This window comes from Geobacillus sp. DSP4a (assembly GCF_013096875.1).
Taxonomy (GTDB): Bacteria; Bacillota; Bacilli; order Bacillales; family Anoxybacillaceae; genus Geobacillus; species Geobacillus thermophilus.
Genome location: NZ_SDLD01000036.1, coordinates 1 through 11,424, shown reverse-complemented (window position 1 = coordinate 11,424; position 11,424 = coordinate 1). Strand labels below are relative to the sequence as shown.

The 11,424-nt window shown below is 53.6% G+C and carries 14 protein-coding genes and 3 pseudogenes; 12 read left to right on the top strand and 5 right to left on the bottom strand.

Features of this window, described 5'->3' with window-relative positions; genetic code table 11:
* Positions 1-17: 17 nt before the first annotated feature.
* Positions 18-623 (bottom strand): Holliday junction resolvase RecU, encoded by a 606-nt coding sequence (gene recU / locus ETC02_RS12570; protein WP_033010104.1) that lies wholly within the window; start codon positions 621-623, stop codon positions 18-20.
* Between the two features lie 213 nt (positions 624-836).
* Between recU and ETC02_RS12565 the strand changes: the two genes are divergently transcribed.
* Both ETC02_RS12565 and ETC02_RS12560 read left to right on the top strand, forming a co-directional pair.
* Positions 837-1,079: a hypothetical protein gene (locus ETC02_RS12565; protein WP_050367441.1), complete on the top strand. Its 243-nt coding sequence runs from the start codon at positions 837-839 to the stop codon at positions 1,077-1,079.
* 292 nt (positions 1,080-1,371) lie between these two features.
* Entirely contained in the window at positions 1,372-2,808 is a 1,437-nt protein-coding gene (locus ETC02_RS12560; RefSeq protein WP_033004692.1) for a DDE-type integrase/transposase/recombinase, read from the top strand.
* Positions 2,809-3,244: 436 nt separating this feature from the next.
* On the opposite strand, the gene ETC02_RS12555 is transcribed toward ETC02_RS12560, so the two are convergent.
* On the bottom strand, positions 3,245-3,445 hold the full coding sequence (locus tag ETC02_RS12555) for a YppF family protein (protein WP_033011260.1): 201 nt from the start codon (positions 3,443-3,445) through the stop codon (positions 3,245-3,247).
* A 196-nt stretch (positions 3,446-3,641) separates the two neighbouring features.
* Here ETC02_RS12555 and ETC02_RS12550 point away from each other — a divergent pair, with 196 nt between their 5' ends.
* Positions 3,642-3,986: a YppG family protein gene (locus ETC02_RS12550; protein WP_050367440.1), complete on the top strand. Its 345-nt coding sequence runs from the start codon at positions 3,642-3,644 to the stop codon at positions 3,984-3,986.
* Between the two features lie 35 nt (positions 3,987-4,021).
* On the opposite strand, the gene ETC02_RS12545 is transcribed toward ETC02_RS12550, so the two are convergent.
* On the bottom strand, positions 4,022-4,276 hold the full coding sequence (locus ETC02_RS12545; RefSeq protein WP_033011258.1) for a sigma-G-dependent sporulation-specific acid-soluble spore protein CsgA: 255 nt from the start codon (positions 4,274-4,276) through the stop codon (positions 4,022-4,024).
* Complete coding sequence (locus ETC02_RS12540) at positions 4,276-4,461, bottom strand: hypothetical protein (RefSeq protein ID WP_033011257.1); 186 nt, start codon at positions 4,459-4,461, stop codon at positions 4,276-4,278. Before ETC02_RS12540 ends, ETC02_RS12545 begins: the two co-directional genes overlap by 1 nt.
* A 115-nt stretch (positions 4,462-4,576) precedes the next feature.
* On the opposite strand from ETC02_RS12540, the gene ETC02_RS12535 reads away from it, so the two are divergent.
* Complete coding sequence (locus ETC02_RS12535) at positions 4,577-4,717, top strand: hypothetical protein (protein WP_162839628.1); 141 nt, start codon at positions 4,577-4,579, stop codon at positions 4,715-4,717.
* Between the two features lie 84 nt (positions 4,718-4,801).
* Here the strand turns inward: ETC02_RS12535 and ETC02_RS12530 are convergent, their stop codons facing one another.
* Complete coding sequence (locus ETC02_RS12530) at positions 4,802-5,266, bottom strand: Hsp20/alpha crystallin family protein (protein ID WP_050367439.1); 465 nt, start codon at positions 5,264-5,266, stop codon at positions 4,802-4,804.
* 255 nt (positions 5,267-5,521) lie between these two features.
* Between ETC02_RS12530 and ETC02_RS18105 the strand changes: the two genes are divergently transcribed.
* From ETC02_RS18105 to ETC02_RS17740, 8 genes and pseudogenes are all read left to right on the top strand, one after another.
* On the top strand, positions 5,522-5,647 hold the full coding sequence (locus ETC02_RS18105) for a hypothetical protein (RefSeq protein WP_256370909.1): 126 nt from the start codon (positions 5,522-5,524) through the stop codon (positions 5,645-5,647).
* A 274-nt stretch (positions 5,648-5,921) separates the two neighbouring features.
* Positions 5,922-7,212: pseudogene (locus ETC02_RS12525) on the top strand (HAMP domain-containing sensor histidine kinase).
* 16 nt (positions 7,213-7,228) lie between these two features.
* Positions 7,229-7,384, top strand: coding sequence for a hypothetical protein (locus ETC02_RS12520; protein WP_167438910.1), 156 nt, complete (start codon positions 7,229-7,231; stop codon positions 7,382-7,384).
* 14 nt (positions 7,385-7,398) lie between these two features.
* On the top strand, positions 7,399-7,953 hold the full coding sequence (locus tag ETC02_RS12515) for a glycerol-3-phosphate responsive antiterminator (RefSeq protein WP_050367438.1): 555 nt from the start codon (positions 7,399-7,401) through the stop codon (positions 7,951-7,953).
* A gap of 157 nt (positions 7,954-8,110) precedes the next feature.
* Positions 8,111-9,769: a glycerol-3-phosphate dehydrogenase/oxidase gene (locus ETC02_RS12510; protein WP_063211978.1), complete on the top strand. Its 1,659-nt coding sequence runs from the start codon at positions 8,111-8,113 to the stop codon at positions 9,767-9,769.
* A 101-nt stretch (positions 9,770-9,870) separates the two neighbouring features.
* The gene (locus tag ETC02_RS18100; RefSeq protein ID WP_256370908.1) at positions 9,871-10,002 is read left to right on the top strand and encodes a hypothetical protein; all 132 of its coding nucleotides are present in this window, start codon (positions 9,871-9,873) and stop codon (positions 10,000-10,002) included.
* Positions 9,960-11,279 (top strand): annotated as a pseudogene (locus ETC02_RS12505) (alpha-galactosidase); the annotation flags it as partial. The gene ETC02_RS18100 and the pseudogene ETC02_RS12505, both read left to right, overlap by 43 nt.
* A gap of 19 nt (positions 11,280-11,298) precedes the next feature.
* Positions 11,299-11,424: pseudogene (locus ETC02_RS17740) on the top strand (RNA-guided endonuclease TnpB family protein); the annotation flags it as partial.

Sequence of the window (11,424 nt, the reverse complement as noted above, 5' to 3'; positions counted from 1 at the left end):
TCTTACAAGTTTTCACCTTAAGCGGTGAAGTACACGTTTTCTATTACACTAATATAATCAATTCTCGGCTGGTAGCCAAGCGGGATATAATGCCCGTATTGTTCGATCTCCCGTTTTGGGATCGACTTTCTTCCCCCGGCTTCTTGCTCATTCCAGCGGGCAATTAAGTGGGAGGCGTCAAGCAAATACGTTTCATTGAGCAGGGAAAAACGCAAAATCGCAAAGCAAATGCCGCCGTGGGCCATGACTTGCGCCATATGGCGGATTTGGTGAGCGTGGAAATTTTTCAGCGGAAACGACGTTTTGTTTCTCGTCTCCTTTGCCTCAAAGTCGATGTATTTGCCGCGATAGATGCCGTTGTAGTCGGTCGTCGACGCCTGCCGGAAATAGGCCTCTTTGATGACGGCGGCGCTCCGTTTCGGATAATCGACGCGGACGATTTGCACCGGAGTCGGCTTTTTATGGATGACGGCGATGCCGTGCTCCCGATAATATTCATTCGTCGCGTTTAAGTCGTCTTCGAGCGTCATGCCGCGGTTGGCATAGCCGGCTGCCGCCGGCGGTCGCACCGCGCTCGGTCCGTTTCCGCGGTATTCTTTTCCTCCTGGATATTTGAGTGCCATCGCGTTCATCTCCTTTGAATGGTTTTTATTATACCATACGCTCGGAAAAGATGCGCCTTTTTTTCTTCCCCACGGCTGCGCCTGCTCTTGTTGTCGAATGGCGGCCGCATCCCGCTTTCTTTGCCGAATCTGTTCTACTTTTGTCGCTGCAGCAGGGAGTGATCCCCTTGGACGCGAATGGAATATCATCACGCCAGAAATGGGGGAGAGGAAATGGAAAAACGGCTAGTGAAAAAAGAAGAGATTGAAAAGCAGCTTCAGGAAATCGTCGCGCTCATCGAGCAGGTGGACGCGAAAATGGAAAGGGTGATCGCGGATGTCATTGAGGAGCGGTACGCCCAAAACAAAGAGCAGCTCGCGCATCTTGAAGGGCGGATCACCGGCGTCGAACGGCGGCTTGATGGGAAAAAAGCGAACGCGGAGCGGCCGTTGCCGTCAAAACTGTATTTTGTGTAAACGGCCGGCGGCAGAAACGCTGTCCCCTCGGCTGCGGGGACAGCGTTTTCCTTTTACGTATCTTTTCCTGTTGTGATCGAGACAGGGCCGCCTTCAGCCGTCGCGACTGTGTTGATTTCATATTCGACCCGCTCGGTATGCTTCGGTATTGTCAAAAGTTTATCCTCCACACTCACGGTTTTCTCCTGAGTTTCAACCGTTGGAAGAAAAAAAGCTTGCCACCCCCGTTGTTTTCGGCCATCATTGAGGTAACCACACACTCAACAGCCCAAACAAAGAAGGAGTGACAAGCTTGTTACCTCAATTATTAGCCTATTTGCTTCAAATCATCAAGGCCCAATATCAAATCATTGTGTATTTGATGGGTGTGATCGTGGGAAAATCCCTGAATCGTAAGGACTTGGACGAACTCGTCCAAAAACCGTACCGAAAACTTCAGGTCGATGACCTTCCGATCATCGATGTGCCGGAAACCTTTGATTACCGGAAGCTGTTGGCGGACTACGAAGCCCAGCACGGACGTCCTTTGCGGCCCATCCAGCGCCGCGCGAAGGCGAAACACCGTGTTCCGGATTCGTTGACCTGCCCTCGCTGCCAGGCTCCCTCTTCTTACCTGTACGCCAATAACGGTGGAAACGGGCAATACCAATGCAAAGTGTGCCAGTGCCGGTTCAACCACCGAAACCGGTTCACCAAGCAAGCGGTCTTTCGCTGCCCGCACTGCAAAAAGACGCTGGAAAAAATCAAGGAACGCAAAGAATACCACATCTATAAGTGCAAGAACAACGATTGCCCGTTTTACCAGGCCAACCTTCGCCGGATGACCAAGAAGGAGCGCCAACAGTTTCAACAGGATCCTCAAGCCTTCAAGGTGCGGTATTTGTTTCGAGAGTTCTTGTTTGACTTTCTCCCGTTGGCTTCCTCGTCGCCCATCAAGCCGAAGGTCGATTTGTCCCGGCTGGCTGCGTCGCCGCACGTGTTGGGGCTCGTGTTGACGTACTACGTCAACTTTGGGATGTCCTCGAGGGAGACCGCCGCCGCCATGAAGGACATCCATGGCGTCTCGATCTCCCATCAGACGGTGCTCAACTACGCCAACAGCGCCGCGCTTTGGATCAAGCCCTTTGTCGACCGGTTCCCGTATGAGCTGTCCGGTTCGTTTTGCGGGGACGAGACGTATATTCGCGTCAAAGGGCGCTGGCATTACCTGTTCTTTATGTTCGATGCCGTCAAAAAGATCGTGCTGTCGTATCGCGTCTCGCCCAACCGAGACACGCTCTCGGCCATCCAGGCCATCGATGATGTCCTCAGGAAGCTGCCGTCCCTCCCAGACGACTTGTCGTTTGTCGTGGATGGCAACCCGATTTACCGGCTGGCGCAACACTTCTTCGCCCAGCACGGGATTTCGTTTGACGTCCGCCAGGTGATCGGCCTAACCAACGAAGATCCGGTCTCGGAAGAGTTTCGCCCTCTCAAACAGATCATCGAGCGATTCAACCGGACCTTTAAAGGCAACTACCGCCCGACCCATGGGTTTGGTGCGGAAGAAGGCTCGGTGTCCTTTGTGACGCTGTTTGTGGCGTATTTCAACTTCCTGCGCCCACATAGCGCACTCGAAGGCCGGGTCCCGGTCGTCATCCCGGAACTGGCGGATCTTCCGCATATGCCGGCCCGGTGGACGAAGCTCATCGCCATGGCACAAGCGTTTCTCCAACAAGAGGCGGCCTGACTTTTTTGTCCGCCGGAGCCCGTTGAACAAAACTCCTGCCGGATTCGGCGAAGCGAACCCTTGACCAACCGAACACCGCCAAAGGTAAAATTCGGTCATGGCAAGGGCGGCTTTCTTATTGCCTTCTTTTTGTCCCCGTCGCCCTTGATGACTCTTCCGCACCTTTGGCGGGTGTTGGTCAAGGGCGAATCCGGCCCTCCGCATGCCCCACGATGCTCAATGGGATGATCTGTGTGGAGTTTTCATAGAACTTTTGACGCTACCTATGCTTCGGCGGCGCCGGCTCGCCATGTTTCGGTTTTTCGTGGTCATGTCCTTTCAATTTGTGGTTGAAATGGACGCCTCGGCCCATTGCCCAACACCCCCCTTGCTTATTACGATGGGGATTTCAGGCCGAAAGTATGCAAAAAAAAGAAGGGAAAAACTCCCTCGAGACCTAAAGTCCAGCGTATTCTTCCGTTTCGTCCGGCTGACAGGCGCCGGCTTGTTCCAGCTCGCGCACTAAGTCGCGATATTGGGCAAGCGAAATTTCCCCGCGCAAATAAAGGCGACGGGCGAAATCGAGCAGTTCGTTCGCCTCAGCCGGCTCGCAATGTTTGACCGCCATGAACTTATGTTTCAATTCCGTGATGCTCATTGATGCTTTTCCCCCTTCCCCTTTTTTACATCGTACCATGAAAATAGGAGGAAAGGGCGATTTCCGAAAATTAAAACTTCCGACAAGAGGTGACATGTCCGCGCGCACGCGGCCCAGTATACACACATATATTAGTGGCAGCTGATCCCCTGTTTTCGCTGGGGGAATCGATGATCAAAGATGGGGGAGGACACACATGCACCGTTATCCGCGACAAATTTCGCCGCCGCCCGCCCACGGACCATACAGCTTCGGCGGCCATTGGCCCTACTCATACGGCTGGCCCTTCCACCTTCCGTCGGCGCCCATTCATTGGCCATATGCTTCGCCATTCCACGCTGCCGCGCCTTCGCACCCGATGCCATACCCGAAACCAGGGCCGCTGCTGCCGCCGCCGCGCCCGTCTTTTCTCGCCCAGTTAAAAAACAGTGACGGGACGTATGATATTAACAAAATGATGAACACGATGGGGCAGATGATCAATGTCGTCAATCAAGTCAACGGCATGTTAAAAGGGCTGCTCAGCACGTTTAAAGAGTAACGAAGCCGCTCCCCCAGCGGAGCGGCTTTGCCCTGTCAAATGAGCAGCTCGTACACTTCATTCAGCTGGTAGACGCGCTCATAATCGCGCTCATCCATCGCGTAGCGGATTTCATGGGGCAAAATGCGATCCAAAAAGGCGCTCTCTTCTTGCGTCAAGTCGCGGACAAACTCGCCCTCGCCCCGGTACGGTTTGCTGATCAGCTTTTTGTAAATACGCTTTGGCGTCTCATCATGGCAGTCCAAATAATTGGACAAAATTTCCCGCAAATAGGCGAGCGTTTGTTCCATCACGATCCGCCCCCTTCAAAAAACGAGACAAACGTTCGACTGACGTTTGGTTTGCCTTCCGCATACGGGTTTTCTTCTGTGACGCGGTCTGGATCGAGATTCGTTTTGATGACAAGCCGCGGCTCAGCGGACGGCTCATTGATCAGCCGGTCGTTCAACTGTTTGAAATCGGGCAGTTTGGCCATTCGTTTTGCACCTCCTAACAGTAGCGTAGCTTAGCAGTGTCGAAAGTATGTATGGCGCGGTTATGTTCCGAAAAAACGCGCAACCTAATCGCAGACGGCAAGGAGGTGACAAACAGTGACCAACCGCAACGACAACCGGGAACGGAAAAATAAGTATCCACACAATCGTGAAGAAATCGCCAAGGAATGGGACATCCAAAAAGATCCGACGCCGGAACACAACAACCGGTATGGAAGCCCTTCGCATAAACAATAGAAGCCCGATGGGAAAAAAGCCGCTCCCGACATGGGGAACGGCCTTTTTAATGGCTTGGGTGGACGGAAGGCGCTTCTTTGGATTTTAATCGATATCGATGTATTTCCGTTTTTGCGGCAGGCGAATGACGAGTGTACCGTTTTGGAATGAAGCTTTCACTTCATGTTCGACCACCGGATACGGAAACGGAATCATCCTCGCCACGCGCCGCCGCTGCTGGCGCCGTTCGTATACATGGCCGCTGTCGTCGGACGATTCGATCGTTTCATGGTGATCGATGACAAGTTGCAGCCCGTCTTCATGCCACTGCAGGCTAATTTGATCCCGCTTGATGTCCGGCAGACGGACGATGATTTGATAGTCGCGCTTCGTTTCTTTCACCTCGATCGGGATGTACGCCGCGGCAAATGTTTGGGCGAAGTAATCGTCAAGCGTTTCAAACAGTTTTTGCAATGGTCGTTCATCGAACCATTGGTTCACGAGTTTCCGCAAATGATGGAACGGGTGATCGCCGCCTCCGTTTGCAGGCGGTTGAAACGGTCCGTTCATTGCACTCCCTCTCTTTCCATTCCGCAAAGTGGCAAGGTTCCTCCGCCCGCCGTTTCCGCCGCTTGGACGGCCGGCAGCCATAGAGGCGATCCGCTTTATTGTCAATGTATGTACGGACGGGAAAAAAAGTCACTTTCCGTTTTTTTTAGCGATTTCTCATGCGGTTTTAACCCGTTTGGAATATAATGACACCACCATCCATGGTCATGCGCACAAATACCGCTGCCGCCCACCGGCAGCGCGAGGAGGGATGGCGTGATGCATTGGATTCATTGGCTGGTGACATTGTTTTTTTCGGGAACAGCCGTGTCGCTTCTTTCTTATCAAGTGTTTGAAATCGTTCAAGCCATTGTTGATTGGATCGTTGACCGCCATTCATAAACAGCTGCCTGCGCCGCTTTTTGCCGATTCATTTTTGAGGGCGTCCCTAACAGGCGCCCCATTCCTTTTTTGACTGCTGGCTGCCCGTTGGCGGTGAACGGCTTGACGAACACGATAAAGAGCGGTATATCCAAACGGTGCGCGGCACGGGATATGTGATGCGGCCATGAAGAGGGAGGCGATTCGCCGGCTTTCGCTGAAAGGGAAGCTGACCGTTTTGTCGGCCGGGGCGATTTTCATTACGTATTTTGTGTTTACGTTTTTGCAATATCATATGGTCAAACAATGGCTGCTGAAGGAAGAAGAAAAAACGATGGAACAAACGGTGGCGGAAATTGAAACATATTACGCGGAAAAACGTAATCTATCATGGGAAGGGATTCGCCGCAGCCGCGCGTTTTTGGAAAAGCTGAATGAACGCTACCAGCTCATTCGCGTTACGGATGAGAAAGGAAACGTCATCGTCTCTGTTTCAAATGGGGCGGCGGTGTCGCTATCGCCAAGCGAGATGCCCGACAAGCGGAAGATGGATGAGCATTTCATCAACAATGAGCGATTTTTGCTGCTCCGTCAGCCGCTGCATATCGGCAACTTGCATGGAACGATCGAGATCGCCCGTCGGCTGGCGAGGTTCCAGCAAGTGACCAACACACTCTTTCTCATCATGACGGCGATCGGCTTTTTGGCCATGGCGGCAAGCGCTGTCGCCGGCCGGTTCGTGGCGCAAAGCTTCGTCCGGCCGTTGCAAACGCTGGCCAAAACGATGGCGGACATTCAAAACAACGGGCTGAAACAGCGGATTGATGTGCCTCCGGCGCGCGATGAAATGGCCGAGCTGATGATAATGTTCAACAGCATGATGGATGACATTGAGCGCACCTTTGCCATGCAGCGGCAATTCGTCGAAGATGCGTCCCATGAATTGCGCACGCCGCTTGCCATTTTGCAAGGCCATCTTTCGTTGCTGCAACGGTGGGGGAAGCACAACCCGGAGATTTTGGAAGAATCGCTTGAGGCGGCGATGAAAGAGGCGGAGCGGCTCAAGCGCCTCGTCCTTGAACTGCTTGACTTGTCGCGCGCTGAGGCGATCGTGATTCCAAAAGAGATTGCTCCTATTGACGCTGCTGCGGCCATCGGGCAAATCGTGAAAAATTTCCGCGTTTTGCATCCCGATTTTCAGTTTCTTGTTGATCAGCCGGAAACGCCGCTGCCGCGTCTGGCGATGGCCAAGCATCATTTTGAACAATTGCTGTTCATTTTGCTTGACAATGGGGTAAAATATTCTCAACGGGTGAAAAAAATCGCCATTTCTCTGCGAGAGGAAGGGCCATTTGTGACGGTCGCCGTCCGCGACCATGGCATTGGCATTCCGAAAGACGAGCTGAAAAACGTTTTTTTTGCGCTTTTATCGCGTCGACAAGGCGCGCAGCCGCGAACAAGGCGGCGCCGGGCTCGGGCTTTCCATCGCCAAGGAAATCATCGATAAATACGGCGGGCAAATTACAGTGGAAAGCGAGATCGATCAAGGAACGACGGTCGAACTGGCCATTCCGAAAGCGGAATAGGAGGAGAGTGAGAGACATGGGACATTCCCATGGCGAAGAGACGGCAGGCAAAAAAGCGATTCATCACGTCGTCGAGAAGTTCCGCAAGCGCGGGGTGAAAATTGCGACATGCAAGCCGCGGACGATGATGTCGCTTGAATGCTTAGACGAGGTTGACAAATTGAGAGGGTGAGCAGAAGGAAGAGGATGGGGACGAAACAACACATCATTCCCGCCATAAAGACGATGAAGCAGTTCGAAGCTTTTTTGGCAAGCGGCTACGAAATGGGAGTGCTGCTTGAGGTACATATCGCCCAGTTAAAAAGCGTTTTTCATTACGCCTGCCGGCATGGCAAGGAGTTGCTCATTCACGTCGACTTGGTGCAAGGGCTGAGCCATGATGAACATGCGGCGGAATACCTTTGCCAAGAGTTCCGCCCGCATGGCCTCATTTCCACGAAAGCGGGCGTCATTATGAAGGCGCGGCAAAAACGAGTCTTGGCCGTGCAGCGCATCTTTTTGCTTGATTCACACGCGTTGGAGAAAAGCTATCAGATGATTGCGAAAACGAATCCGGACTGCATCGAAGTCATTCCGGGCGCCATGCCGCACATCATCCGCGAAGTGAAAGAACGGACCGGGAAGCCGATTTATGCCGGTGGACTTATCCGCACGGTCGACGATGTCGAGCAGGCGCTTGCAGCTGGGGCGGTGGCGGTGACCACGTCCAACGAAACATTATGGCGCCACTACAATGGATAATGCGTTGAGCTGGCCAAATCGGCCGCAGTCTGCTATAATAAAAGCAACAAGTTAATCATCAGTCAGGAGACAAGGAGAGACCATGCACACATGGTAGGCGAAGGCTTATCGTGTTTGCACTGGTCTCTTTTTGTCTTTTTCAAAGGAGGAATCATGCATGGCGTTCTCAAGCAAACATCGGAGCGATGTTCTTCAAGCGATGAGCGAAAAACAATATGATCTTCTGATCATCGGTGGAGGGATCACCGGCTCTGGCATCGCCCTTGATGCCATCTCGCGCGGCATGACGGTCGCGCTTGTCGAGATGCAAGATTTCGCCGCCGGCACGTCGAGCCGCTCGACCAAACTCGTCCACGGCGGCCTGCGCTACTTGAAGCAGTTCGAGGTGAAGCTTGTCGCGGAAGTCGGGCGCGAACGGGCGATTGTGTATGAAAACGGCCCGCACGTCACCACACCGGAGTGGATGCTGCTGCCCATTTATCGCGGCGGGACGTTCGGCAAATGGAGCACGTCGGTCGGCCTTTGGCTGTATGACCGGCTGGCTGGCGTCAAGCCAAGCGAGCGGCGCACGATGCTTGATGCCCGGCAGACGTTGGAAAAAGAGCCGCTCTTAAAGCGCGATGGCCTCCTTGGCGGCGGCTATTACGTCGAGTATCGGACCGACGATGCCCGCTTGACGATCGAGGTGGTCAAAAAAGCGGTCGAGCTTGGCGTCGACGCCGTCAACTACGTAAAAGCCGAACAGTTTTTGTATGACGAGCGCGGCCGCATCACCGGCGCTCGCTGCCGCGACCTGATCGGCGGACGAGTGTATGACATCCGCGCCAAAAAAGTCGTCAATGCCGCCGGACCATGGGTTGATGCGCTGCGCGACAAAGACGGATCGAAAACCGGCAAGCGGCTTCGGCTGACCAAAGGCGTCCACATCGTCATCGATCAAAAGCGGTTTCCGCTCAAGCAGGCAGTCTATTTTGACACCCCGGACGGCCGGATGGTGTTTGCCATTCCGCGGGATGGGAAAACGTATGTCGGCACGACCGATACATTTTATGACGATGATCCCGCTCATCCGGCCATGACTGAAGAAGACCGCGACTACTTATTGCAGGCGATTCACTACATGTTCCCGTCCGTCGGCGTCACTGCCGACGATGTCGAGTCGAGCTGGGCTGGCGTCCGTCCGCTCATTTATGAAGAAGGGAAAGACCCGTCGGAAATTTCCCGCAAAGACGAGATTTGGACGTCGCCGTCCGGCCTCATTACGATCGCCGGCGGCAAACTGACCGGCTACCGGAAAATGGCGGAAACGGTCGTTGACCTCGTCGCCAAACAATTGGAAAAAGAAGAGGGAAAAACGTTCCGCCCGTGCCAAACGAAACAGCTGCCAATTTCCGGCGGCGATGTCGGCGGCTCGCATCGGCTGCCGGCCTTCATCGCCGAAAAGGCGAAGGAAGCGGCGCGCTATGGGCTGACAGAAGAACAAGGGGCGCGGCTGGCAAAACAGTACGGCACAAATGTCGACCGGCTGTTTGCGTTAAGCCAGCAATACGACCGCTCGTCCGGCTTAACGCGTGAAACGTTCGTCCGCCTCGTCTACGCCATTGAGGAAGAAATGGCGGCCAAACCGGTCGACTACTTCATCCGCCGCACCGGGGCGCTGCTGTTTGACATCGACGCCGTCCGGCGGGAAAAAGAAGCGGTTATCGCGTTTATGGCGCGGCATTTGGGGTGGACGGGGGAAGAGCGGGACATGTATCAGAAGGAACTCGACAAGGAACTGCAGCGCGCGGTGTTGGGGGACGAGCGGAGTGAATGATCTGTTGAAGGAAATGAGCGCCTGAATCGAGGCGCTTTTTTTGATGGATTTTTTCGTAAAAATTAAGTAAAATTTAAACAAAAACAAAGCGGGGGAAGAGAATGTCGGTTTTATACAATCCACAAACGAAGCAGTTTCATTTGCGGGCGGGCAAGGCAAGCTACGTGATGCAGCTTTTTCGCTCCGGCTATTGGCGCGCGGCGCATTCCGCGACCGCGAACGTCCGATTTTAATCAACAATTGGGAAGCGACGTACTTTGATTTTAACGAAGAAAAAATCGTCAACATCGCGAGAACAGCAGCGGAGCTTGGCATCGAACTGGTTGTGCTTGACGACGGCTGGTTTGGCGAGCGCGATGACGACCGCCGGTCGCTCGGCGATTGGATCGTCAACCGGCGCAAGCTTCCGAACGGCTTGGACGGGCTGGCAAAACAAGTAAACGAACTTGGACTCCAGTTCGGCTTATGGGTCGAACCGGAAATGGTGTCGCCAAACAGCGAACTGTACCGGAAACATCCCGACTGGTGTCTGCATGTGCCCAACCGCCCGCGTTCGGAAGGACGAAACCAGCTTGTGCTCGATTATTCCCGCCAAGACGTGTGCGACTATATGATTGAAACGATCTCGAACGTGCTTGCGAGCGCCCCCATCACTTATGTGAAATGGGACATGAACCGCCATATGACGGAAATCGGTTCGGCCGCCCTGCCGCCCGAGCGCCAGCGCGAAACGGCGCACCGCTATATGCTTGGGCTGTACCGCGTCATGGACGAGATTACCTCGCGCTTTCCGCACATTTTGTTTGAAAGCTGCTCCGGAGGCGGAGGGCGGTTTGACCCGGGGATGCTGTATTATATGCCGCAAACGTGGACGAGCGACAATACCGATGCCGTCTCGCGCCTGAAAATTCAATACGGCACGAGCCTCGTCTATCCGATTAGTGCAATGGGCGCCCACGTCTCGGCGGTGCCGAACCACCAAGTCGGGCGGGTGACGTCGCTCAAGACGCGCGGCCATGTCGCGATGTCAGGCAACTTCGGCTATGAGCTCGATATCACGAAATTGACGGAAACAGAAAAACAAATCATTAAGGAACAAGTCGCGTTTTACAAGGACGTACGCCGCCTCGTCCAGTTCGGCACGTTTTATCGGCTGCTCAGCCCGTTTGAAGGCAACGAGGCGGCATGGATGTTCGTCTCGGAAGATCAGTCGGAAGCGCTCGTCGCCTACTTCCGCGTTCTGGCCGAAGCGAACGCCCCGCTGTCGCACTTGCGCTTAAAAGGGCTTGACCCGAATCAAGACTACGAAATCGAGGGACTTGGCGTTTACGGCGGCGACGAGCTGATGTATGCCGGAGTGGCCTTGCCGTACCGCTTGGGCGATTTTATCTTAATTAGGCGAGAAGACTCCCACTTCAACGAAGCGAAGCGGAGTAAGTGGGAGATGAATCGCCTTAACTATATTTTGCTGAAAAGTAGGATAGATTCAGTAAAATATAGTATAATATAGTTAGATGGGAGGTGAAAAAATGTATTTTTGTATCAAACAACAGCTAAATGGTTTGACCAAAGAAGATACTTGACTCTTCGAGAACTGTGCCATATTGCCAAGAACATGTACAACGTCGGATTGTACAATGTCAGACAATACTATT